The sequence below is a fragment of the Kitasatospora sp. NPDC088742 genome (assembly GCF_055584905.1).
Genome location: NZ_JBVJLD010000058.1, coordinates 35621 through 58032 on the forward strand (window position 1 = coordinate 35621; position 22412 = coordinate 58032).

Here is a 22412-nt window from a genome sequence, read left to right on the forward strand (position 1 = left end):
TCGGTGTGGGGCGGGAGCGTCTAACCTGACGCTGTGGAAGACGGTGCGCCGCACGGCGACGAGCACAGCTACCCCCAGCACTGGGAGGCCGACGTCCTGCTGCGCGACGGCGGCACGGCCCGGATCCGCCCGATCACCGAGGCCGACGCCGACCGGCTGGTGGAGTTCTACGAACAGGTCTCGGACCAGTCGAAGTACTTCCGGTTCTTCGCGCCGTACCCCCGGCTCTCCGCCAAGGACGTCCGCCGCTTCACCCACCACGACTACGTGAACCGGGTCGGCCTGGCCGTCGTCGTGCGGGACCGTTTCATCGCCACCGTCCGCTACGACCGGATCGACCCCGACGGCCGCCCCTCCACCACCGGGACCGACGCCGAGGTGGCCTTCCTGGTGCAGGACGCGCACCAGGGCCGCGGCGTGGCGTCCGCCCTGCTGGAGCACATCGCGGCCGTCGCCCAGGAGCGCGGCATCCGCCGCTTCCAGGCCGAGGTGCTGCCGGAGAACCGGAAGATGGTGAAGGTCTTCACCGACGCGGGCTACGTCCAGCGGCGGTCCTTCGCCGACGGCGTGGTGCACCTGGAGTTCGACCTGGGTCCCACCGACTCCGCGCTCGCGGTGATGCGGGCCCGGGAGCACCGGGCCGAGGCCCGTTCGGTGCAGCGGCTGCTGACGCCCCGTTCGGTCGCGGTGATCGGGGTCTCCCGCAACCCGCAGTCGGTCGGCCGCTCCCTGCTGCGCAACCTGCGCGCGGGCGGCTTCGGCAGCGCGGGCGGGCCGGACGAGGCCGACGGTGACCGCGGCGAGCTGTACGCGGTGAACCGGAACGCGGAGCCGGGCACGGTGATCGACGGCGTGCCCAGTCACCGTTCGGTGCTGGAGATCCCCGGCCCGGTCGACCTGGCGGTGATCGCCGTCCCGGCGCCCGCCGTGCCGCAGGCCGTCGCGGAGTGCGGGGCGCACGGCGTGCAGGGCCTGGTGGTGGTCACCGCCGGGTACGCGGAGACCGGCCCGGAGGGGCGGGACCGCCAGCGGGCGCTGGTGCGGCAGGCCCGGGCGGCGGGGATGCGGGTGATCGGGCCGAACGCCTTCGGGCTGGTGAACACCGACCCGGAGCGGCCGCTGAACGCCTCGCTCTCGCCGGCGCTGCCCGGCCGGGGCCCGTTCGGCCTGTTCTGCCAGTCCGGCGCGATCGGGGTGGCGCTGCTGGAGACCGCGCACCGCCGCGGCCTCGGCGTCTCCTCCTTCGCCTCGGTCGGCAACCGCGCCGACGTCTCCGGCAACGACTGGCTGCAGTACTGGGAGGACGATCCGGCCACCGAGGTGGTGCTGCTCTACCTGGAGTCCTTCGGCAACCCGCGGAAGTTCACCCGGATCGCCCGGCGGCTGGCCGGCAGCAAGCCGGTGGTGGTGGTCAAGGGGGCCCGGCACACCGGCAGCCTGCCTCCCGGCCACGCCGTCCAGCCGGCCTCCACCGGGCTGCGGGACGAGACCGTGGACGCGCTGTTCCAGCAGGCCGGGGTGGTCCGGGTGGAGACCATCACCGAGCTGTTCGACACCGGGGAGCTGCTGGCCTTCCAGCCGCTCCCGGCCGGCGACCGGGTCGCGGTGGTGGGCAACTCGGACTCGCTCGGGCTGCTCACCCACGACGCCTGTCTGAGCGCGGGCCTGCGCCCCGGCACCCCGGTGGACCTGACCACCGCCGCCACCGGCGAGAACTTCCGGATCGCCCTGGACACCGCGCTGGCCGACCCGGCGGTGGACTCGGTGATCGCGGTGACCATCCCGCCGATCGCCACCCACCGGCCGCCGACCGAACGGGGCGCCCAGGAGCCGGAGTTCGCCGACGCCCTGATCGAAGTGGCGGGAAGGGCAAGGGAGTTGGGCAAGCCGCTGCTGCTCGCGCACTTGGCGCTGACCGACCTGCCCGAGCGGCTCAAGGCCGCCCGGATCCCGGCCTACCCGGCCCCCGAGCGGGCCGTCCACGCGCTGGCCCGGGCGGTCGGCTACGCCGACTGGCGCCGCCGCACCACCGAGGCCGAGCAGACCGCCCGGGTGCCCGAGCTGGACCGGATCGCCGAGCGCGAGGCCCGCGCGCTGGTGGAGTCCGCGCTGCGGACCAGGGTGGCGGTGGCGGCCCGGACCCAGCCCGGCGGCGCGCGGATCCCGCTCTCCGACCGGCAGACCGCCGAGCTGCTCGGCCACTACGGCATCGACGTGCACCCGGCGCTGCCCGCGTTCGACGAGGAGAGCGCGCTGCGGGCCGCCGCCGCGCTCGGCTACCCCGTCGCGCTCAAGGCCACCGCCGAGCACCTGCGCCACCGCGCCGACCTCGGCAGCGTCCGCCTGGACCTCACCGGGGAGCCCGGACTGCGGCGCGCCTTCCGGGAGTTGGACGCGCTGCTGGGCGGTGCGGCCACGGCCCAGCTGGTGGTGCAGCGCCTCGCACCGCGCGGGGTGGACACCGTGATCGGCGCCACGGTCGACCCGGCGGTCGGCGCGATCCTCTCCTTCGGCCTGGCCGGCGCCCCGTCCCAGCTGCTCGGGGACGTCGCGCACCGGCTGGTTCCGGCCACCGACCAGGACGTTTCGGCGCTGGTCCGGGAGGTCCGGGCGGCCCCTCTGCTGTTCGGCTGGCGGGGTGCCGAGCCGGTGGACACCGGGGCGCTGGAGGAGCTGCTGCTGCGGGTGTCCCGGCTGGTGGACGACCTGCCGGAGGTGGCCTCGGTGGACCTCGACCCGGTGGTGGTGGCCCCGCACGGACTGGCCGTGCTGGCGGCCCGGGTGCGGATCGCGCCGCTGCCGGTCCGCAGCGATCTGGGGCCGCGCGCCATGAGCACCCTGTAACCTTCCTTGGTTGTGTCCGACTCCGGACGCGAGAAGGCCAGAAGCTCGGCGCAGTGCCGCCCGCTTCGTCGGCGGGACATGCCAGGATGGAGCTATGGCGAAGACCGGTACCACCACCACTCAGGACCTGCGGTCGGCGATCGAGCGCAGCGGGTACTACCCGGCGCTGGTGTCGGAGGCCGTGGAGTCCGCGGTGGGCCCCGAGCCGATCGTCTCCTACCTGGTCCACCAGGAGACCACCTTCGACTCCAACGAGGTGCGCCGTCACGTGACCGTCCTGGTGCTGACGCCCAGCCGGTTCGTGGTCAGCCACACCGACGAGCAGAACGCCGACGGGACCAACCCGGTGCCGTACGCCACCACCTCCACCGAGTGCGTCCGGATCGACCGGATCAACTCCGTGGTGCTCTCCCGGATGGTCGCCAACCCGGAGACGTACACCCCCGGCACCCTGCCGCGCGAGGTGGTGCTCACCATCGGCTGGGGCGCCGTCCAGCGGATCGACCTGGAGCCGGCCGGCTGCTCGGACCCGAACTGCGAGGCCGACCACGGCTACACCGGCTCGGCCACCGCCGACGACCTCTCGCTGCGGGTCAGCGAGGCCGGCGACGGCCCGGAGACGGTGGCGCAGTCGCTGGTCTTCGCCCGGGCGCTGTCCGAGGCCACCATCGCCAACCGGGGCTGACGCACCTTCATGACCACGCACCTCGGGTACGACGACTTCGAGATCCTCGACCCCTCCGACGCCCCCGTGCCGCACTACGGGACGGGATCGCTGGCCGACCTGTTGCCCTCCGTGGCGGCCGGCTTCGGCCTGGCCGGCTTCGGGAACGGCCTGGCCCTGGAGCCGGCCGACCGGGTCTGCGTCTTCCTGGTCGACGGCATGGGGTTCGAGCTGATCAAGCGTCACCCGGACTACGCGCCCTTCCTGAACGGGCTGATCGCGGCCGGCGGGCGTTCGGTCACCTGCGGCTTCCCGTCCACCACCGCCACCTCGCTGGCCTCGGTCGGCACCGGCCTGCCGCCCGGCGCGCACGGCCTCGCCGGGTACACGGTGGCGGTGCCGGGGCGCAACCAGCTGATGAACCAGCTGCGTTGGCAGCCCCCGGTGCCGCCGCGCGAGTGGCAGCCGCACCCCACCGTCTTCGAGCGGGTGCACCAGGCGGGCGTGGCGACCGCGCAGGTCTCCTCCCCGCTGTTCGCCCAGACGCCGCTCACCCAGGTGGCGCTCTCCGGCGGCACCTTCCTCGGCCGCACCACCGGCGAGGAGCGGATGGACCTGGCCGCCCAGTGGCTGGCCGAGCACGACCGGGCGCTGGTCTACACGTACGTCAGCGAGCTGGACGGCGCCGGGCACCGCTTCGGGGTGGACTCGGACGACTGGCGGATGACGCTGTTCGCGGTGGACCGGCTGGCCAAGCGCCTCGCCGAGCAGCTGCCGCCGCGCTCGGCGATGTACGTCACCGCCGACCACGGCATGATCGACGTCACCCCGGAGAACCGGATCGACTACGACGAGGACTGGGAGCTGAGCGCGGGCGTCGCCCTGCTCGGCGGCGAGGGCCGGGCCCGGCACGTGTACGCGGTGCCCGGCGCGGCCGGCGACGTCTTCACGGTCTGGAGCGAGGTGCTGGGGGACAGGTTCTGGGTGGCCACCCGGGACCAGGCCATCGCGGCGGGCTGGTTCGGCCCCGTGGTCGAGGACCGGGTGTACCACCGGATCGGCGACGTGGTGGCGGCCGCCCGGGACGACGTCGCGGTGACCGCCTCGCGCAGCGAGCCCGGCGAGTCCTCGATGATCGGCCTGCACGGTTCGATGACCTCGGTCGAGCAGATCGTGCCGCTGCTCGAAGTCCGCAGCTGACCGACCCCTTCCGACCGAAAGGCCCCCGTTCCACCCATGGCTGACCTGGTGTTCTTCTCGGGCACGATGGACTGCGGCAAGTCGACGCTCGCGCTCCAACTCGACCACAACCACGCCGCCCGGGGCCGACGGGGCATCATCTTCTCCCGGCACGACCGGGCCGGCGCCTCCACCATCTCCAGCCGGCTCGGCCTGCGCGCCGAGGCCCAGGAGGTGGCCGACGGCTTCGACTTCCACGCCCACGTGGTGCACCTGCTGTCGGCCGGCGGCAAGGTCGACTACCTGATCTGCGACGAGGCCAACTTCTACACCGCCGAGCAGGTCGACCAGCTGGCCCGGGTGGTGGACGAGCTCTCCATCGACGTCTTCACCTTCGGGATCACCACCGACTTCCGCACCCGGCTGTTCCCCGGTTCGCAGCGCCTGATCGAGCTGGCCGACCGGGTCGAGGTGCTCCAGGTCGAGGCGCTCTGCTGGTGCGGCGCCCGGGCCACCCACAACGCCCGCACGGTCGGCGGCGTGATGGTGGTCGAGGGCGCCCAAGTGGTGGTCGGCGACATCGCCAAGAGCGAGGCCGAGGTCGGCTACGAGGTGCTCTGCCGCCGCCACCACCGGCGCCGGCTGACCGCCGCCACCGCCCGTGTCTCGGTGCTCTCGCCCGACGTGCTGCCCTTCGGCGAGGCCGGCGCCCAACAGGGCTGAGCCGCCCGGCCGCTGAGGCTCCGTCAGAGACCTGTTCCAGGAGGCCGGGCTCAGGAGACCGCGATCACCGAGAAGCGCGCGCCCTGCGGATCGGCCAGCCGGGCCACCCGCCCGTGCTCGGTGTCGTGCGGGGAGACCAGCACCCGGCCGCCCAGCCGCTCGGCCCGAAGGGCCGTCAGGTCCGGGTCGGTGACGCCGAAGTGGACCCGCCAACGCGGCGGCCCGTCCCGCAGCTCCTCGCCGCCCCGGTAGGTCCGCTCCGGCCCGGTCCCGAAGACCGCGTCGTAGAAGTACCCGGCGCCCTCCCGGTCCGGCGTCAGCAGCTCCACCCGGGCCGGGGCGCCCGGCACGCCGACCAGCTCCCACCCGGTGTGCTCCTCGCCCTGCCAGAGGCCGAACACCGCACCCGTCACGTCCGCCGCGATCGCCACCCGCCCGGCCCGCTCGGCCTGCACCGGGCCGACCGCCACGGTGCCGCCGCACTCCCGGATCCGCTGCGCCACGTCGTCCGCGTGGTCGACCGCGAAGTACGTGGTCCACTCCACCCCGTGCCCCGAGCCGGGCGGGGTGACGCCCAGCCCGGCTACCCGGGCCCCGCCCAGGGTGGCCCGCACATAGCCGCCGAACGGAGCCGGCCCCGGCTCGAACTCCCAACCCAGCAGGGCGCGGTAGAACTCCTGCGCGCCCTCCGGATCGCCCGTCATCAGGCTCACCCAGCAGGGCGTGCCCTGGGCAAGCCGTGCCTTCACCGCGGTCATGGCGGTCCTCCTCGGAGTGCTCCGGTCGCAGGGGAATGGTTCCACCGCGAGGGCGGAGTCGTGGTGTACATGCCCCGGCGAGCCGCGCAAAGACCGTACAAAGGAGGGAGTTTCGGAGGAAGAATGGCGCGCATGAGCACCCCTTCCCCCCTGATCGACGTCGAGGAGCTGGCCGCGGCCCTCGGCTCCGGGACCGCGCCCGCCCTGCTGGACGTCCGCTGGGCCCTCGGCGGCCCGCCCGGCGCCGAGGAGTACGCGGCCGGCCACCTGCCCGGCGCCCACTACGTGGACCTGGACCGGGAGTTGGCCGCCCCGCCCGGCCCGGCCGGGCGGCACCCGCTGCCCGACCCGGAGGTGTTCGCCGCCGCGCTGCGCCGCGCCGGGGTGCGCGCCGACCGCCCCGTGGTGGTCTACGACGCCGGGCCGGCCACCTCGGCCGCCCGGGCCTGGTGGCTGCTGCGCTGGGCCGGCCACCAGGACGTCCGGGTGCTCGACGGCGGCCTGGCCGCCTGGGCGGCGGCGGGCCGCCCGCTGACCACCGAGGCGCCGGCCGACGGCGGCGGCGACTTCAAGCCCGAGCCGGGCGCGCTGCCCACCGTGGACGCCGCCGGTGCGGCCGAACTCGCCCGCACCGGGCTGCTGTTGGACGCCCGGGCGGGGGAGCGCTACCGGGGCGAGGTAGAGCCGGTGGACCCGAGGGCCGGGCACGTCCCCGGCGCGGTCTCCGCCCCGACCACCGAGAACCTGGCCGCCGACGGGCGCTTCCGGCCGGCCGCCGAGCTGGCCGCGCGGTTCCGCGCGCTCGGCGTCGGCGAGGCCGCCGGGGTGGCGGTCTACTGCGGCTCCGGCGTCACCGCCGCGCACGAGCTGCTGGCCCTCACGGTGGCCGGCCACCCCGGGGCCGCGCTCTACCCGGGCTCCTGGAGCGAGTGGTCCGCCGACCCGGCCAACCCGGCCGCGACCGGCGCCTGAGACGCCGGAGGGGTGGAGCCCGTCACGGGCCCCACCCCTCCACCGGCCTGACGGCCGGTCAGTCCTGCTTCTTGCGGCGCGAACCGAAGACGATCTCGTCCCAGCTCGGCACCGTGGCCCGGCGCCCGGGCCGGACCCCGTCCGCCTCGGCCTGCCGGTCGGTGGTGCCGACCAGCCGCTCGCGGTGCGGTGAGACCGCCCGCGGCATCAGGATGTCCGCGTACGCCGAACCGGCGCCGACGCTGGCCGCCGGAGCGGCCTCCTCCACCTCGTCCGGCTCGCTCTCGGCCGCCACCACCGGCTCGATGGCCGGAACGAACGAGGGCACCACGTCCAGCAGGCTGGTCAGCGGGTCCCGGACTTCGGCGGTGGCCGCCGCGGCGGTGACCTCCCGGACCTCGCGCACCTCCCGGGCCATGATCCGGTCGGCCGAGGGCCGCTCGATCATCGGGCGGGACGGACGGTCCTGGGGCAGCCGGGCGATCCTCGGGATGAACGGGAAGACGGAGTCCTCTTCCCGCTCGACGCTCTCGCCGATCAGCGCCCGAGCCTCGTCGTCGTTCGGCTGCACCAGCCGACGCGGCGGGTCGTAGGTCCAACTGGCGCTGCGGCCCTCGCCGTCGGCCCGGTAGGCGAGGATGACCTCCCAGGTGCCGTCGTCGCGCCGCCAGGAGTCCCAGCGCTCGGTGTCCTTCTCCGCCCCGCGCAGCGCGAGGCGCTCGGCGACGGCCTCGCCGAGCTGCGGGCCGGTGGTCTCGCCGTGCCGGCGGATCGCGGTCTTGCGGGCGCGCTCGGCCATGAACGCGCGCTCGGCCAGCACCGGGCCCTCGAAGCGGCGCACCCGGTCCACCGAGATGCCGGCCGCCTGCGCGACCTCCTCAGCGGAGGCACCGGCTCGTATCCGCGCCTGGATGTCACGCGGGCGCAGGTGGCTCTCGACCTCGATCTCGATCTGGCCGAGACGCGGGCGGTCACCGCGGATGGCGGCGCGCAGCCGCTCGTCGATGGGGAGGGTGTACTCCGTGCTGTCGGCAGCCTTGAGCACCAGCCGTGTGCCGTCGTTGCTGACGGCCACGACGCGCAGTTCGGGCACGGTTACCTCCCGGGTGGTGCCTGCCGACGTCACCTGCGTCGCTGCTCCCGTACTGAGTGTGGCCTGCCCACTCACGACTGGCCACAACCTTGCAGAGTTACTCGGCGTGTCGGGCTTTGGCCCTGACGCACCGTTGTGGCACGGTTGCCTGTTTGCCACGTCGCCGGTCGACGTCGCGCCCGGGGTCCCCGGCCGCCGTCCGCTGGACAGCCGACACTGATGACCGAGGCTCAGGCTCCACGAACAGTACTCCATTCGTGGCATCCGGAGGGGCGGCTCGCCGCTCAAGTCTCCCCCGATTCAGGGGATTCTCAAGGGTGAGCGCTCCAACAGCCGACGGTCGGTCAGTGCGCGGTGATCATCTTCACATATATCGGCGGCCGAGAACCAGATTTTGGCCCCTTGTGTCCTCCTTTGTGCAAGATGGAGGGACTTTTCCGGATGAACAGCCGTACCGACAGAGGGATGTCGATGCCCCAGCAGCGCACCGAGCGACGGCGGATCGACCTGAGTGTGGCTCAGGTGGCCGCCGGCGCACTGGCGGCGATCGTCGGGGCACTGCTCGCCTCCGAGCTGGGTGTCTACGGCACCATCCTCGGCGCGGCGGTGGTCTCGGTCGGGGCCACCACCGGCAGCGCGGTCTTCCAGCACTGGTTCCGGCGCGGCGGGGAGCAACTCCGTCAGGTCGTGGACCGCACCCAGGGGTTGAACCAGGAGCCGCTGCCGGAGACCACCGAGGTCTCGGGGGAGTGGAACGAGCCGACCACGGTGCGGGCCAGGCGGCGCTGGACCTGGAAGACGTACCTGGCCGCGTCGGGACTGATGTTCGTGCTGGCGATGGTGCCGATCGTGTCCTTCGAGCTGATCACCGGGAAGCCGGTGGCGGCCACCGTCAAGGGGGAGCAGGGGAACGGCACCTCCCTCGGCGGCACGGTCCAGAAGTCCACGCCGCCGCCCGACACCTCCTCCCAGGAGGAGCAGCCGAAGGCCACCCCGAGCGGCAGCCCGTCCGCGACGCCGAGCGGGAAGCCGTCGGGCAGTCCTTCCCCGTCGCCGTCCGGCAGCCCGTCGTCCTCGCCGTCGGGAAGTCCGTCGGGGAGCCCGTCACCGAGCCCGAGCTCCAGTCCGAGCACCTCGCCGTCGCCGACGCCCCCGAGCACCTCGCCCTCCGGGGAGCCGGCCGCGGGCGTCCCGTCCGGCAGCCCCTCGCCCTGACCGGCCGTCAGTCCCCGAGCACCCGGCGCAGGTAGTCGTTGGCGAACAGCCGGCCCGGGTCCACCTTGTCGCGCAGCGCGGTGAAGTCGCCGAAGTGCGGATAGACCGAGGACAGGTACTCCGCGTCCCTGGTGTGCAGCTTCCCCCAGTGCGGGCGGCCCTGGTGAGCGGTCATCAGCTTCTCCACCTCGGTGAAGTAGCCCTGCTCCCGGGTGCCCCGGTAGAGGTGGACGGCTATGTAGACGCTGTCCCGCCCGTTCGCGGTGGAGAGCCAGAGGTCGTCGGCGGGCGCCACCCGCACCTCGACCGGGAAGCTGACCTTCCAGTCGGAGCGCTCGACCAGCGCCTTCAGCTCGCGGAGCACGGTGGTGGCCGCCGCGCGCGGGACGGCGTACTCCATCTCGGTGAAACGCACCGTGCGCGGGCTGGTGTACACCCGGTACGCCACATCGGTGTAGGTCCGCTCGGACCAGGCGCGGCTGGCCAGTTGCGCGATGGTGGGGATCGAGGCGGGGAAGCGGCGGCCGACCCGGCAGGCGCCCTCCCAGACGGTGTTGGAGAGGAACTCGTCGTCCAGCCAGGCCTTGAAGCGGGGCAGCGGGGCGGCCGGGCCCTGGCTGCGGTTGTTCCGCTTCACCGAGCAGTTGTCGGTGTGCGGGAACCAGTAGAACTCGAAGTGCTCGTTGACGGCCGCCAGTTCCTCGAAGGAGCCGAGCACCTCCTCGAAGCCCATCGGCCGCTCGTGCGCGGTGAGCAGGAAGAGCGGTTCCACCGCGAAGGTCAGCGCGCTGACCACGCCGAGCGCGCCCAGACCCAGCCGGGCGCCCTGGTACAGCTCAGGGTCCTGCTCGGCCGAGCAGTGCCGCACCGAACCGTCGGCCAGCACGATCTCCACGGCCCGCAGCTGCGCGGCCAGCGAGCCGGAGTCCCGGCCGGTGCCGTGGGTGCCTGTACTGGTCGCCCCGGCGGCGGTCTGCACCTCGATGTCGCCCATGTTGGTCAGCGACAGGCCGGCCGCCTCCAGGGTCCGGTTGAGCTTCCAGAGCGGGAAGCCGGACTCGACCGTGACGGTGCCGGCCTCGCGGTCGATGCCGCGCAGCGCGGAGAGGCCGTCGGGGTGGATCAGCAGGCCGTCCCCGGCGGAGGCGATCGAGGTGAAGGAGTGGCCGGAGCCGACCGCCTTCACCGTCCGGCCCTGCCCGGCGGCGTGGCCGATCAGGGCCGACAGCTCCTCGACCGAGCGCGGCGTCGCGGTCCGGCTCGGCCGGGCGCTCTGGTTGCCGGCCCAGTTCCGCCAGGTGGCCTGGGGCATGGGGGTGCCTCCGCTCCGGGCCTCGGCCCGTTCCGTACCGGTGGGTAGGGGGAGCGTAGTCGCCGGGCGCCCCGGAAAACAGAGGTCCGGGGCAGCTCGGCGATCATCCTGCCGGCGGGTGGCGGCGGGGCGGGTGACGGCGGGTCAGACCGCCACGGGGTGCTGCGCCTCGGGGGCGGGCAGCCCGGCGCGCAGGCGCCGGAACCCGCCGAGGGCGACCAGCGCGCCGAAGGCTGCGGAGGCCACGGGTACCCAGTACCCGGCCGAGGCACCGGCCGCGTCCACCACCAGGCCGCCGGCCGAGGAGCCGAGCGCCACGCCCAGGGCCAGGCCGGTGGTGGTCCAGGTCATCCCCTCGGTCAGCTGGTTGGCCGGGACCAGCCGCTCGACCAGCGCCATCGCGGTGATCAGGGTCGGCGAGATGGAGATGCCGGCCACGAACAGCGCGGCGCTGATCGCGACCAGCCCGGCGGTGCCGTGCACCAGGGAGCCGACCACCACCAGCGGCACCATGCTGGCCGCCATCACCGCCACCCCGACCAGGAAGCGGGTGGCCATCGAGCCGGTGAGCTTCAGCGTGCCGAACACCACCCCGGCCAGGCAGGAGCCGAGCGCGTAGACCGCCAGCACCACACCGGTCAGGCTCTTGTGCCCCTCGGCCTCGGCGTAGGCCAGGGTGACCACCTCGACCGAGCCGAAGACCGCGCCGGTCGCCACGAAGGTGGCCACCAGCACCTGGAGCCCCTTGGAGAAGATCGCCGACCGGCCGGCCCGGTGCTCATCCGTCCGCACCGGCGGCTCGGTCCGCCGCTGGGCGGTGAAGAGCAGCACGCCGATGGTCAGGAAGACCCCGGCCAGCAGCACGCCGGCCTCCGGGAAGACGCTGGTGGCCAGCGTGACGGAGAGGATCGGGCCGATGATGAAGCAGACCTCGTCCACCACCGCCTCGAAGGAGTACGCGGTGTGCAGCTTCGGCGGGGCCGAGCTGTAGAGGTTGGCCCAGCGGGCCCGGACCATCGAACCGGCGCTGGGCATCACGCCCATGCCGACCGCGGGCAGGAAGAGCGTCCAGCTGGGCGCCCCGGCCCGGGCGAGCAGCAGCAGGGTCACCGCCGCGGCGACGGTGACCGCCGTCGCGGGCAGGGTGATCCGCCGCTGCCCGTACCGGTCGACCAGCCGGGAGACCTGGGGGCCGAGTACGGCCGCCGAGACGGCCATGGCGGCCGAGACCGCGCTGGCCAGCCCGTAGGAGCCGCGCAGCTGGGACAGCATGGTGACGATGCCGATCCCGGTCATCGAGATCGGCATCCGGGCTATGAAGCCGGAGAAGGAGAAGGCCAGGGTGCCGGGGGCGGCGAAGATCTGGCGGTAGCTGGACAGCACGGGGGAGCTCCGCTGGTGGGGTAAGGAACACGGATCGCATACACAGCTTACGAGCCTGGGCAACCGATATTTCCGTTCTGTGGACCCGTACCGGGGCGCGGGCCCTTTGGTGGCAGGATCGGTGCCATGCCCGACTCGCGCACCCTCACGCCCGGCTCCGGCCCGGCCCCGTACGACGCCCTGCTGCTGCTCTCCTTCGGCGGCCCGGAGGCCCCCGAGGACGTGGTCCCCTTCCTGGAGAACGTCACCCGGGGCCGGGGCATCCCGAAGGAGCGGCTGGCCGAGGTCGGCAAGCACTACTTCCTGTTCGGCGGGGTCAGCCCGATCAACGAGCAGAACCGGGAGCTGCTGGCCGCCCTCCGCAAGGACTTCGCCGACCACGGCCTGGACCTGCCGGTCTACTGGGGCAACCGGAACTGGGCGCCCTACCTGACCGACACCCTGCGCGAGCTCGCCGCCGACGGTCACCGCCGGGTGCTGGTGCTGGCCACCAGCGCCTACGCCGGCTACTCGGGCTGCCGCCAGTACCGGGAGAACCTGGCCGACGCGCTGGCCACCCTGGAGGCCGAGGGCGTCACCGGCCTGAGCGTGGACAAGCTGCGCCACTTCTACAACCACCCCGGCTTCGTCCGGCCGATGGTGGACGCCACCCTGGCCGCCCTGGAGGCGCTGCCCGGCGAGGTCCGCGACGGCGCCCACCTCGCCTTCACCACCCACTCCATCCCGGACGCGATGGCCGAGAGCTCCGGCGCCCCCGGCGACCCGGCCCGCGGCGAGCCCGGCGGCGCGTACGTGGCCCAGCATTTGGAGGTGGCCCGGCTGGTCACCGAGGCCGTGGCCGAGCGGACCGGGGTCGCGGAGCGGCCGTGGCAGCTGGTCTACCAGAGCCGCAGCGGCGCTCCGCACATCCCGTGGCTGGAGCCCGACATCTGCGACCACCTGGAGGGCCTGAAGGCGGCCGGGGCCCCGGCCGCCGTGATGGTGCCGATCGGCTTCGTCTCCGACCACATGGAGGTCAAGTACGACCTCGACACCGAGGCCACCGCCAAGGCCGCCGAGCTGGAGCTCCCGGTCACCCGGGCCGCCACGGTCGGCGCCGACCCCCGCTTCACCGCCGCCGTGCGCGAGCTGGTGCTGGAGCGCGCGGCCACCGAACGCGGGGCGCGCCCCGACCGTTGTGCGCTCGGGGCGCTCGGCCCCAGCCACGACGTGTGCGCCGTCGCCTGCTGCCCCAACCCGCGCGCCCCGCGTCCGGCCGCCGCCGAGCGCTGAACTGACCCGGCGTCAGCTGACGCCGGATCGAACTGACGGACCGTCGGAAGGAAACCCCGTGCCCGATCCCGCCCTGCTCGACGAACTCCTCGACGTGGCACTGGAGGCCGCCACCAAGGCCGGCGCCCTGCTGCACGACGGCCGCCCGGCCGACCTCGGGGTGGCCGCCACCAAGAGCAGCCCGGTGGACGTGGTGACCGAGATGGACCTCGCCTCCGAGAAGCTCGTCCTGGAGCTGATCGGCACCCGCCGCCCCCAGGACGGCTACCTCGGCGAGGAGGGCGCCGACCGCCCCGGCACCAGCGGGGTCCGCTGGGTGGTCGACCCGCTCGACGGCACCGTCAACTACCTCTACGGGCTGCCCTCCTGGGGCGTCAGCGTGGCCGCCGAACTGGACGGGCACGCGGTGGTCGGCGTGGTCGCCGTCCCGGCCCGCCGGGAGCTCTTCCACGCCGTGCTCGGCCGCGGCGCGTACCTGGACGGCGCCCCGATCCACTGCCGCCCGGCGCCGCCCTGGGGCCAGGCGCTGGTCTCCACCGGCTTCAACTACGTGCAGGCCGTCCGGGAGGAGCAGGCCCGGGTGCTGCTCGGCCTGCTCCCGGAGGTCCGGGACATCCGCCGGGGCGGCGCCGCCGCGGTGGACCTCTGCGACCTGGCGGCCGGCCGGCTGGACGCCTTCTACGAGCGCGGCCTGCACGCCTGGGACCGGGCCGCCGGACTGCTGGTCGTCGCCGAGGCCGGCGGCCTCTCCGGCGGCCGCCCCGGCGAACCGGCCGGCGACGCGCTCACCGTGGCCGCGCCCCCGGCCACCTTCGAGCGGCTGACCGCCCGGCTGGCCGAGCTCGGCGCCTGACCGGCTCCGCCGCGGGTACCGGGTCCTCCCCGTGTGCCGGGGCAGCACGAAGCCCTGGCACACGGGGGGTGCCAGGGCTCGGTCTGTGCGGGTCGCGCGGGTGGTGCTGGTGGCGCGGGTGGTGCTGGGTCAGGCGGCGGAGCGGTGCAGCTCCTGCACCGGGTCGACGCCGTGTTCGGCGGCGAGCCGGCGGAGGTCGTCGAGCTCGGACTGCTCGACCTCGGCGAGGAACTCGTCCCCGGAGGCGAGAGCGCGGTGCAGGTCTTCCTCGGCGTTCCTTATGCGCTGGATGATCCCGGCGGTGAAGGCGTCCATTCGGGCCCCCTTACGGTGTCGGACGGGCACGGTCCGGCGTTCCCCGATCGGGTGACGGCGCCAACGGAAACGCCCCAGCCGGGCTCCCTGCTCCCCCGGCTGGTGCGACAACGGCCTGCGGCCGCCCGATGTGACTCCGAAAACCCTGACCGGTGCGGATGAACGCACGGCGGGTGGTGACCACGATCGGCGCTCGGCGCCATCGTGGGTGTGCACCTGTCCTCCCCGCCACCGGCGCGGGGAAACCTGACGCGCCCGGAAAGTTGCCCGCGTCACAGTCCGCACACGGAACCGTACGACCTGACGTGCCCTGGCTTATCGCTGCTTTACCACCGGACCAGGCAGGATGGGGGCACCGTCGGACCGCTGTGCCCGGCCCAGCCGCCGCAAGGCAGGCCGGAGCCCGGGCCGGTGTCCGCGCCCGGCCGCAGCACGGCCCGCCCGGGCTCGCGCACGGTGGGCCGTAGCCAAGCCGTAGAAGGGACAACCACCGTGCGGGTTCTCGTCGTGGAGGACGAGCAGCTGCTCGCCGAAGCAGTGGCCACCGGCCTGCGCCGGGAGGCCATGGCAGTCGACGTGGTCTACGACGGGGAGGCCGCGCTCCAGCGCATCGCGGTCAACGACTACGACGTGGTGGTGCTCGACCGCGACCTGCCACTGGTCCACGGCGACGACGTCTGCCGCAGCATCGTGGAGCAGGGCCTGGCCACCCGGGTGATCATGCTGACCGCCTCCGGCGACATCAGCGACCGGGTCGAGGGCCTGGAGATCGGCGCCGACGACTACCTGCCCAAGCCCTTCGCCTTCAGCGAGCTGGTGGCCCGGGTCAGGGCCCTCGGCCGCCGGGCCACCGTCCCGCTGCCGCCGGTGCTCGAGCGGGCCGGCATCTCCCTGGACCCGGGCCGCCGCGAGGTGCTCCGGGACGACCGGCCGATCCAGCTGGCCCCCAAGGAGTTCGCCGTGCTGGAGGTCCTGATGCGGGCCGGCGGCGCCGTGGTCTCGGCCGAGCAGCTGCTGGAGAAGGCCTGGGACGAGCACACCGACCCGTTCACCAACGTGGTCCGGGTGACGGTGATGACGCTGCGCCGCAAGCTCGGCGACCCGGCCGTCATCGTCACCGTCCCCGGTTCCGGCTACCGGATCTGACACCACGTCAGGCCAGTCGGCCCCACCCACCACAGGCCCCGGACCACCTCGGCCCCGGACCGCACCCGAGAGGACAGCCATGACCACCCCGCCCTCGCCCGGCGGGGCCTCCGGCGCGCCCGGAGGCACCCCGGTACCGCCGCGCCCGACCGGGCCCCCGGCCGTCGCCCCGGCTCCGTCGCCGTCGCCGTCCGACCCGGTGCGGGGCGGCGGCCTGTTCGGCTGGCTCCAGCTGCGCCCGACCATCCGGATCCGGCTCACCCTGCTGTACGGCGGGATGTTCCTGATGGCCGGCGTGGTGCTGCTGCTGCTCATGTACTACTTCGTCCAGCAGGCCTTCCACGACGCCTCGCTGCCGTACATCAAGCTCGGGCCGAACGTCCAGGTCGTGCTGCCGAACGGCCAGGTGGCCACCGAGGGCACGTTCAACCAGCAGATCCGGGAGTTCCAGCAGCAGGAGTCCGCGGCCTCGCTCACCACCCTGCTGCGCAAGTCGCTGACGGTCATGGTCTGCCTGGCCGTGATCGCCTTCATCCTCGGCTACGCGCTGGCCGGCCGGGTGCTCCAGCCGCTCAACCGGATCACCCGCACCGCCCGTGAGGTGGTCGGCTCCGACCTGCACCGCCGGATCGACATGGACGGCCCGGACGACGAGCTCAAGGAACTCGCCGACACCTTCGACGAGATGCTGGAACGGCTGGACCGGGCCTTCGACTCCCAGCGGAGGTTCGTCGCCAACGCCTCGCACGAGCTGAGGACACCGCTGGCGATCAACCGCACCCTGCTGGAGGTCCAGCTCTCCGATCCGGCGGCCTCGCCCGACCTCCAGCAGCTCGGCAAGACCCTGCTGGCCACCAACGAGCGCAGCGAGCAGCTGGTCGAGGGCCTGCTGCTGCTGGCCCGCAGCGACAACGAGCTGACCGAGCGCCGCCCGGTCGAGCTGTCCGAGGTGGCCCAGCGGGCGGTGCAGGTGACCAAGCCGGAGGCGGCCGGGCGCGAGGTGGAGGTGCGCTCCCAGCTGCACCCCGCCGTGGTCGGCGGCAACGGCGTGCTGCTGGAGCGGATCGCGCTCAACCTGCTGCAGAACGCCATCCGCTACAACACCCCCGGCGGCTGGGTGGAGATCACCACCGCCCCCGCCCCGGGCGGCGGCGGAGAGCTGACCGTCAGCAACACCGGTCCGGTGGTGCCCGGCTACGAGCTGGAGCACATCTTCGAGCCGTTCCGCCGGGTCAAGGGCGCGGACCGGACCAGGAGCGACAAGGGGGTCGGCCTCGGCCTCTCCATCGTCAGGTCGGTCGTCAGAGCGCACGGAGGCGCCATCGAGGCCACCGCGCGCCCCGGGGGAGGGCTGACCATCCGGGTCCGGATCCCCGGCGCCTGACCGCAGCCCCGAGCCGACCCCGGCCCCGGCGCCGCCCGCCTCCGCCTCGCTCCGTGTCCGGAGCAGTCCGTTACGTCCACGATCGCCCAACAGCCGCCCCCGCCAGGCAAGTCAGCCGACATATGCCCTGGCGGGGGCGGCTTGTCTTTTGCCGCCGGAAGAACTTACGGTGTCGTAACCTACGCAGCCGTAAGGTTGGTCGCAGCCACCCAGGCCCGACCGCGACCGCCGTCGTCCCTGCCCCGCCCGTCAGGAGCACCGCCGTGACCATCGCACCCGAGCAGCGCACCGTCGCCGCCCCCGCCGCCGCCCCGCTCGCCACTGCCGGCTGGACCGACGCGCGACTGATCATGGCGCTCGAGGAGGTCGTGGAGACCGAGCTGAACCGGCACCTGAAGGTGGCCAAGGAGTGGATGCCGCACGAGTACGTGCCCTGGAGCCAGGGCCGGGACTTCGACGGCGTGCTGGGCGGCGAGGCCTGGTCGCTGGACCAGTCCCAGGTGACCCCGCTCGGCCGGGTCTCGCTGGTGGTCAACCTGCTGACCGAGGACAACCTCCCCAGCTACCACCACGAGATCGCGTCCATGTTCGGCCGCGAGGGCGCCTGGGGCACCTGGGTGCACCGCTGGACGGCCGAGGAGGGCCGGCACGGGATAGCCATCCGTGACTACCTGCTGGCCACCCGCGCGGTCGACCCGGTGGAGCTGGAGCGGGCCCGGATGTCGCACATGGGTGAGGGCTTCGAGTCCGACAACGCGCACAGCATGCTGCACTCGGTGGCCTATGTGGCCTTCCAGGAGCTCGCCACCCGGATCTCGCACCGCAACACCGGCAAGTCCGCCGGCGAGCCGCTCGCCGACCAGCTGCTGGCGAAGATCGCGAACGACGAGAACCTGCACATGATCTTCTACCGGAACCTGCTCAAGGCCGCCCTGGAGATCGCCCCGGACCAGGCCATGCGGGCCGTCGCCGACGTGGTGATCAACTTCCGGATGCCCGGCCACGGCATCCCCGGCTTCGAGCGCGCGGCGGCCCAGATCGCGATCGGCGGCGTCTACAACCTGCGGATCCACCACGACGACGTGCTGCAGCCGGTGCTGCGCCACCTCAAGGTGATGGAGATCGGCGGCCTCGGCCCCGAGGGTCTGCTCGCCCAGCAGGAGCTCGGCGCCTTCCTGGACGGCCTCGACGCGCAGGCCACCAAGTTCGACGAGCGGCAGGCCGCGCTGCTCGCGCGCCGGGCCGCCGCGGCGGCCCGGAAGTAGTCTCGGGGCAGGTGGATTCTTCGGGATTTGCCCGAAAAGTTCAGACTGTGACTGATATCACATTCACCTGGTCGACCCGTTCGGATGATCTCTCTTGGTGATCACCGATGCGGGTGAACCGACTTCGCAGGGTGACGGCACGCCGGGCGGCAGTGATTGTCGACGTAGCGTCAAACCCATGGCGTTGCAGGCGAGTTGACGAATCACCCCTCCGGGGGTGGCTACCCAGCGTGGCCGCTCGAGTGCCCTGCCGGACTGACGGCAGGAGCTCTCCGTGAACCTCCGACAGCCCCCTCGGACGCACCCGAGGGGGCCGTTTGAGGGTGTCGATTGAGTAACAGGGCTTGAAGTAAGGCAAACTCTCGGCCTCGGGTCGGGCACAAGACCGGCCCCCCATGCGTTACGTGCGCTGGAGATACCCGCACACACCCAAAGGGGGAGAGCGAACAATGGCAACGGACTACGACACCCCACGCAAGACTGACGACGACGTCAACGAAGACAGCATCGAGGAGCTCAAGGCTCGCCGGAACGAGAAGTCCGGCAGCTCGGTGGACGTCGACGAGTTCGACGCCAACGAGGGCCTGGAGCTTCCCGGCGCCGACCTGTCCAACGAGGAGCTCTCGGTCCGGGTGCTGCCGCGCCAGGCCGACGAGTTCACCTGCATGAGCTGCTTCCTGGTGCACCACCGCAGCCAGCTGGCCGGCGAGAAGAACGGCCAGCCCATCTGCGTGGACTGCGGCGCCTGAGCCCGAGCGGGAACGGCCCGGGTCCGACGGTCTCCGCCGGCCCGGCACACCACCCCGCCCGGCCTTGGGCAGCAAGGCCGGAGGCAGCAGCAGCGGCCGCTCCGGCAGCCGCGCCCGCACCGCAGCACGGCCGGTCCTTCCGGCCGGGCCGCAGCAGTACCGGAACACAGGGACGGTCCCGCGTGACACCACGCGGAGCCGTCCCTCCTCCGTTCCGGGCACCGTTCGGCACGGGCCCGTTCGGCGCGCGCCCGCTCGGCGTGTGCCTACTTGGTGCGCCCGATCCGGCGGGCGTCGGCCAGCGCGTCGGCCAGCTTCTGCGGCGAGCGGGTCGACAGGTAGACGTACGGCGTCGGGTCGGCCGGGTCGGTCACCTCGACCCGCAACGCCGTCGGGACGTAGCTGCGCAGCAGCATGAAGGCGCGCGGATCGGCCTTGCTGGTCCGCCAGGCGACCGTCTCGGCGGGGTTCAGCACGTGCGCGGTGCCCAGCGCCTCGGCCGGGATCCGGGCCTGCCCGGCCACCAGCGAGCCCTGCACCACCCGGATCCGGGCGGAGCCGTAGCTGCTCAGCGCGGCCGCTCCGATCACCAGGCCGATCACCAGCGCGACCAGTGCCGCGACGGCGTCGAACCGGATCATGATCAGGCCCAGCGTGAGGCCGAGCGCGACGGGCAGCAGCCACCAGCTGCGCGGGACGGTGAGGCGTTCGTCGTACATGGCTCCATTGTGGGTGCGCCGACGCCGCCCGAGGCCCGCGGGGGCCCCGCGAGGGCCCTCCCAGGGGCTCCCGTGCGCCCCTGCCTGCGACGGCGGACAACCCCGTGCGCCGAAAGCTACCCGCCGGTAGGGTCGCGGGCGTGAACGCCTCCACCGACACCCCCACCGCGGCACCCGCCCCACCGGCGCTGCCGCCCACCACCCCGCCCGCCGAGGCTGTGCTGCCGCCCCGCGCCCCCGAGGCGCCGGCGCCGGGCACCCACCTCGGCTCGCACTACGACCACTGCTTCGGCTGCGGCCCGCAGCACCCCCAGGGCCTCCAGCTCGACGCGGTGGCCGGGGAGGGCCTGGAGGTCACCGCCACGTTCACCGTCCGCCCCAGCCACCAGGGCGGCCCGGGACTGGCCCACGGGGGCGTCCTGATGACCGCCATGGACGAGACCATCGGCACCCTCAACTGGCTGCTGAACGCCCCCGCCGTGACCGGCCGGCTGGAGTGCGACTTCGTCCGCCCGGTGCCCGTCGACTCCGAGCTGCACATCCACGCCCGGGTCACCGGCGTGCACGGACGCAAGATCTACAGCGCCGCCGAGGGCCGGATCGGCGGACCTGACGGACCGGTCGCGATACGCGCCCAGGCACTCTTCATCCAGGTGAAGCTGGAACACTTCACAACGCACGGTCGTCCCGAGGACATCAAGAAGGCCATGGACGACCCGGACCTGTTCAAACGCGCCCGAGCCCTTGAGGTGAACCCGTGAGCACCACCGCCCGCCCGCCGGTAGACGTCCTGATCACCAGGCTCGACCCGGAGCTCCCCCTCCCCGCGTACGAGCACCCCGGCGACGCCGGCGCCGACCTGCGCACCACCGAGGACGCCGAGCTGGCCCCGGGCGAGCGTGCCGTGCTGCCGACGGGCATGGCGATCGCCCTGCCCGACGGCTACGCCGCCTTCGTGCACCCGCGTTCCGGCCTCGCGGCCCGGTGCGGCGTTGCACTGGTGAACGCCCCGGGGACGGTCGACGCCGGGTACCGTGGTGAGATCAAGGTGATCGTCGTCAATCTGGACCCGCGCGAGCCCGTCAAGTTCCGCCGGGGGGACCGGATCGCCCAGCTGGTGATCCAGCAGGTCGAGAAGGCCCTCTTCCACGAGGTGGCCGAACTGCCCGGTTCGTCCCGGGGAGAAGGCGGGTTCGGGTCGACCGGAGGTCACGACAGGGTTACCATGCCCGCGCCAGCGCAGTAGCCGAGCAGTAGTCGAGCAGGTATTCGCATCGGTCTTGGACCGGGAAGGACAGTGACCGTGTTCCGTCGTCGCCAGAAGAGCGAGGACGCTGTCGAGCAGCTCGCCGACGACGCCATCAGCGCCGACGAGACGGCCGATGACGTCGAAGGTTCCGCCGACTCCGAGAGCGAGAACAGCATCGACCCCGCCGACCGGGTAGGCCTGCCGCCGGCCCCGCGTCCGGAGGGCCCTTGGGACATCTCCGAGCTCGAGAGCCCGCAGGACGGCCGGGTGGACCTCGGCGGTCTGCTGATCCCCGGCGTCGAGGGCATGGAGCTCCGGGTGGAGGTGGCCGGCGACGCGATCGTGGCCGCCACCCTCGTCCTGGGCAACAGCGCCATCCAGCTGCAGGCCTTCGCGGCCCCCAAGTCCGAGGGCATCTGGGGCGAGGTCCGTGAGGAGATCGCTACCGGCATCACCCAGCAGGGCGGTCTGGTCGAGGAGGAGGAGGGCCCGCTGGGCTGGCACCTTCGCGCCCAGGTCCCGGTCCAGCTCCCGGACGGCACCCAGGGTGTCCAGCTGGTCCGCTTCGTCGGCTGCGACGGCCCGCGCTGGTTCCTGCGCGGCGTCATCTCCGGTCAGGCCGCGGTCCAGCCCGAGATGGCCGGTGTCCTGGAGCAGGTCTTCCAGCAGACCGTCGTGGTCCGCGGTGAGACCCCGATGGCTCCCCGCGACCCGATCGTCCTCAAGCTCCCCGAGGACGCCCAGATGGTCGCCGACGGCGGCGCGGGCGTCGTCGAGGGCGAGGCGGGCTCCCGCTTCGCGGACGTCTCGCTCGACCCCTTCGCCCGCGGCCCGGAGATCACCGAGGTCCGCTGACGCGCAGTGCGCTTCGCCCCCGTCCGGTCCGCCGGACGGGGGCGATTTGCTTGTGGGGCGCCGATCCCCGTACAGTTCCGGAGTCGCCGCGAGAGCAGCGAACAAACGCAGGTCAGATGGATGAATCTCCGGTGAAACGGAGCGGAAAACGTCTGATAGGCTGGGAAACACGAAAGAACGAAGCGCCCGGAGGGCCCGCTGGAAGGCGGCCTGAAGGAAGTGACCGTTCCTTGAGAACTCAACAGCGTGCCAAAAGTCAACGCCAGATATGTTGACATCCCCGGCCTCACCGTTTGGTGGGGTTGGAGATTCCTTTTGAAGTAAAACACTAGCGAGGACGCAGTGCGCGGGGCCGCCTTATTCCGGTGGTTGCCGTGCCGCTCAACGCGAGTGGTTACCGGATTACCGGTAGACATTCACGGAGAGTTTGATCCTGGCTCAGGACGAACGCTGGCGGCGTGC

The 22412-nt window shown here is 73.1% G+C and carries 21 protein-coding genes; 15 read left to right on the plus strand and 6 right to left on the minus strand.

The window, feature by feature from the left end; all coding sequences use genetic code 11:
- Positions 1 to 33: 33 nt before the first annotated feature.
- The 4 genes from ACZ6ZR_RS33190 to ACZ6ZR_RS33205 all read left to right on the plus strand — a co-directional run bounded on the left by ACZ6ZR_RS33190 (position 34) and on the right by ACZ6ZR_RS33205 (position 5410).
- Complete coding sequence (locus tag ACZ6ZR_RS33190) at positions 34 to 2844, plus strand: bifunctional acetate--CoA ligase family protein/GNAT family N-acetyltransferase (RefSeq protein ID WP_465648799.1); 2811 nt, start codon at positions 34 to 36, stop codon at positions 2842 to 2844.
- A 94-nt stretch (positions 2845 to 2938) separates the two neighbouring features.
- On the plus strand, positions 2939 to 3529 hold the full coding sequence (locus ACZ6ZR_RS33195; RefSeq protein ID WP_396298672.1) for a DUF5998 family protein: 591 nt from the start codon (positions 2939 to 2941) through the stop codon (positions 3527 to 3529).
- Positions 3530 to 3538: 9 nt separating this feature from the next.
- The gene (locus ACZ6ZR_RS33200) at positions 3539 to 4708 is read left to right on the plus strand and encodes an alkaline phosphatase family protein (RefSeq protein ID WP_465648802.1); all 1170 of its coding nucleotides are present in this window, start codon (positions 3539 to 3541) and stop codon (positions 4706 to 4708) included.
- A 36-nt stretch (positions 4709 to 4744) separates the two neighbouring features.
- Positions 4745 to 5410, plus strand: coding sequence for a thymidine kinase (locus tag ACZ6ZR_RS33205; protein WP_465648804.1), 666 nt, complete (start codon positions 4745 to 4747; stop codon positions 5408 to 5410).
- 50 nt (positions 5411 to 5460) lie between these two features.
- Here ACZ6ZR_RS33205 and ACZ6ZR_RS33210 read toward each other — a convergent pair whose 3' ends face one another.
- Entirely contained in the window at positions 5461 to 6168 is a 708-nt protein-coding gene (locus tag ACZ6ZR_RS33210) for a VOC family protein (protein ID WP_465648805.1), read from the minus strand.
- A gap of 132 nt (positions 6169 to 6300) precedes the next feature.
- Here ACZ6ZR_RS33210 and ACZ6ZR_RS33215 point away from each other — a divergent pair, with 132 nt between their 5' ends.
- Positions 6301 to 7140: a sulfurtransferase gene (locus ACZ6ZR_RS33215; RefSeq protein WP_465648807.1), complete on the plus strand. Its 840-nt coding sequence runs from the start codon at positions 6301 to 6303 to the stop codon at positions 7138 to 7140.
- Positions 7141 to 7198: 58 nt separating this feature from the next.
- Here ACZ6ZR_RS33215 and sepH read toward each other — a convergent pair whose 3' ends face one another.
- Positions 7199 to 8266 (minus strand): septation protein SepH, encoded by a 1068-nt coding sequence (gene sepH / locus ACZ6ZR_RS33220; RefSeq protein ID WP_465648809.1) that lies wholly within the window; start codon positions 8264 to 8266, stop codon positions 7199 to 7201.
- 408 nt (positions 8267 to 8674) lie between these two features.
- Between sepH and ACZ6ZR_RS33225 the strand changes: the two genes are divergently transcribed.
- The gene (locus tag ACZ6ZR_RS33225) at positions 8675 to 9448 is read left to right on the plus strand and encodes a hypothetical protein (RefSeq protein WP_465648811.1); all 774 of its coding nucleotides are present in this window, start codon (positions 8675 to 8677) and stop codon (positions 9446 to 9448) included.
- Between the two features lie 7 nt (positions 9449 to 9455).
- Here ACZ6ZR_RS33225 and ACZ6ZR_RS33230 read toward each other — a convergent pair whose 3' ends face one another.
- Positions 9456 to 10760 carry a D-arabinono-1,4-lactone oxidase gene (locus ACZ6ZR_RS33230; protein ID WP_465648813.1) on the minus strand — a complete coding sequence of 435 codons (1305 nt, stop codon included), beginning with the start codon at positions 10758 to 10760 and terminating at the stop codon, positions 9456 to 9458.
- 144 nt (positions 10761 to 10904) lie between these two features.
- Positions 10905 to 12143: an MFS transporter gene (locus ACZ6ZR_RS33235; RefSeq protein ID WP_465648815.1), complete on the minus strand. Its 1239-nt coding sequence runs from the start codon at positions 12141 to 12143 to the stop codon at positions 10905 to 10907.
- Positions 12144 to 12269: 126 nt separating this feature from the next.
- Between ACZ6ZR_RS33235 and ACZ6ZR_RS33240 the strand changes: the two genes are divergently transcribed.
- Positions 12270 to 13415, plus strand: coding sequence for a ferrochelatase (locus tag ACZ6ZR_RS33240; protein WP_465648816.1), 1146 nt, complete (start codon positions 12270 to 12272; stop codon positions 13413 to 13415).
- Between the two features lie 58 nt (positions 13416 to 13473).
- Positions 13474 to 14268 carry an inositol monophosphatase family protein gene (locus ACZ6ZR_RS33245; protein WP_465648817.1) on the plus strand — a complete coding sequence of 265 codons (795 nt, stop codon included), beginning with the start codon at positions 13474 to 13476 and terminating at the stop codon, positions 14266 to 14268.
- A gap of 129 nt (positions 14269 to 14397) precedes the next feature.
- Here ACZ6ZR_RS33245 and ACZ6ZR_RS33250 read toward each other — a convergent pair whose 3' ends face one another.
- Positions 14398 to 14583 (minus strand): hypothetical protein, encoded by a 186-nt coding sequence (locus ACZ6ZR_RS33250; protein WP_345288508.1) that lies wholly within the window; start codon positions 14581 to 14583, stop codon positions 14398 to 14400.
- 492 nt (positions 14584 to 15075) lie between these two features.
- On the opposite strand from ACZ6ZR_RS33250, the gene ACZ6ZR_RS33255 reads away from it, so the two are divergent.
- From ACZ6ZR_RS33255 to ACZ6ZR_RS33270, 4 genes are all read left to right on the plus strand, one after another.
- Positions 15076 to 15729 carry a response regulator transcription factor gene (locus ACZ6ZR_RS33255; RefSeq protein ID WP_465648819.1) on the plus strand — a complete coding sequence of 218 codons (654 nt, stop codon included), beginning with the start codon at positions 15076 to 15078 and terminating at the stop codon, positions 15727 to 15729.
- A gap of 79 nt (positions 15730 to 15808) precedes the next feature.
- Positions 15809 to 17113: a sensor histidine kinase gene (locus ACZ6ZR_RS33260; protein WP_465648821.1), complete on the plus strand. Its 1305-nt coding sequence runs from the start codon at positions 15809 to 15811 to the stop codon at positions 17111 to 17113.
- Positions 17114 to 17376: 263 nt separating this feature from the next.
- Positions 17377 to 18378, plus strand: a complete 1002-nt coding sequence (locus ACZ6ZR_RS33265; RefSeq protein ID WP_465648823.1) for an acyl-ACP desaturase — start codon at positions 17377 to 17379, stop codon at positions 18376 to 18378.
- Positions 18379 to 18827: 449 nt separating this feature from the next.
- Positions 18828 to 19127, plus strand: a complete 300-nt coding sequence (locus ACZ6ZR_RS33270) for a DUF4193 domain-containing protein (RefSeq protein ID WP_345288514.1) — start codon at positions 18828 to 18830, stop codon at positions 19125 to 19127.
- Between the two features lie 266 nt (positions 19128 to 19393).
- Here the strand turns inward: ACZ6ZR_RS33270 and ACZ6ZR_RS33275 are convergent, their stop codons facing one another.
- Positions 19394 to 19846: a DUF3093 domain-containing protein gene (locus ACZ6ZR_RS33275; protein ID WP_465648825.1), complete on the minus strand. Its 453-nt coding sequence runs from the start codon at positions 19844 to 19846 to the stop codon at positions 19394 to 19396.
- Between the two features lie 140 nt (positions 19847 to 19986).
- Between ACZ6ZR_RS33275 and ACZ6ZR_RS33280 the strand changes: the two genes are divergently transcribed.
- Genes ACZ6ZR_RS33280 through ACZ6ZR_RS33290 form a run of 3 tightly spaced genes read left to right on the plus strand, consistent with a single transcriptional unit; the run spans position 19987 to position 21950 of the window.
- A complete protein-coding gene (locus ACZ6ZR_RS33280) occupies positions 19987 to 20607 on the plus strand; it encodes a PaaI family thioesterase (protein WP_465648827.1) in 621 nt (206 codons plus the stop codon).
- The gene (gene dut / locus ACZ6ZR_RS33285; protein ID WP_465648828.1) at positions 20604 to 21092 is read left to right on the plus strand and encodes a dUTP diphosphatase; all 489 of its coding nucleotides are present in this window, start codon (positions 20604 to 20606) and stop codon (positions 21090 to 21092) included. Before ACZ6ZR_RS33280 ends, dut begins: the two co-directional genes overlap by 4 nt.
- Before the next feature lie 57 nt (positions 21093 to 21149).
- Positions 21150 to 21950: a DUF3710 domain-containing protein gene (locus ACZ6ZR_RS33290; RefSeq protein ID WP_465648830.1), complete on the plus strand. Its 801-nt coding sequence runs from the start codon at positions 21150 to 21152 to the stop codon at positions 21948 to 21950.
- Positions 21951 to 22412 lie beyond the last annotated feature (462 nt).

Bases quoted from the DNA above. Each gene is read 5' to 3' on its own strand.
- ACZ6ZR_RS33195 (WP_396298672.1), top strand. From the start codon at position 2,939: ATGGCGAAGACCGGTACCACCACCACTCAGGACCTGCGGTCGGCGATC.
- ACZ6ZR_RS33275 (WP_465648825.1), bottom strand. From the start codon at position 19,846: ATGTACGACGAACGCCTCACCGTCCCGCGCAGCTGGTGGCTGCTGCCC.
- ACZ6ZR_RS33210 (WP_465648805.1), bottom strand. From the start codon at position 6,168: ATGACCGCGGTGAAGGCACGGCTTGCCCAGGGCACGCCCTGCTGGGTG.
- ACZ6ZR_RS33270 (WP_345288514.1), top strand. From the start codon at position 18,828: ATGGCAACGGACTACGACACCCCACGCAAGACTGACGACGACGTCAAC.
- ACZ6ZR_RS33200 (WP_465648802.1), top strand. From the start codon at position 3,539: ATGACCACGCACCTCGGGTACGACGACTTCGAGATCCTCGACCCCTCC.
- ACZ6ZR_RS33250 (WP_345288508.1), bottom strand. From the start codon at position 14,583: ATGGACGCCTTCACCGCCGGGATCATCCAGCGCATAAGGAACGCCGAG.
- ACZ6ZR_RS33225 (WP_465648811.1), top strand. From the start codon at position 8,675: ATGAACAGCCGTACCGACAGAGGGATGTCGATGCCCCAGCAGCGCACC.
- ACZ6ZR_RS33240 (WP_465648816.1), top strand. From the start codon at position 12,270: ATGCCCGACTCGCGCACCCTCACGCCCGGCTCCGGCCCGGCCCCGTAC.
- ACZ6ZR_RS33215 (WP_465648807.1), top strand. From the start codon at position 6,301: ATGAGCACCCCTTCCCCCCTGATCGACGTCGAGGAGCTGGCCGCGGCC.
- ACZ6ZR_RS33230 (WP_465648813.1), bottom strand. From the start codon at position 10,760: ATGCCCCAGGCCACCTGGCGGAACTGGGCCGGCAACCAGAGCGCCCGG.
- ACZ6ZR_RS33260 (WP_465648821.1), top strand. From the start codon at position 15,809: ATGACCACCCCGCCCTCGCCCGGCGGGGCCTCCGGCGCGCCCGGAGGC.
- ACZ6ZR_RS33205 (WP_465648804.1), top strand. From the start codon at position 4,745: ATGGCTGACCTGGTGTTCTTCTCGGGCACGATGGACTGCGGCAAGTCG.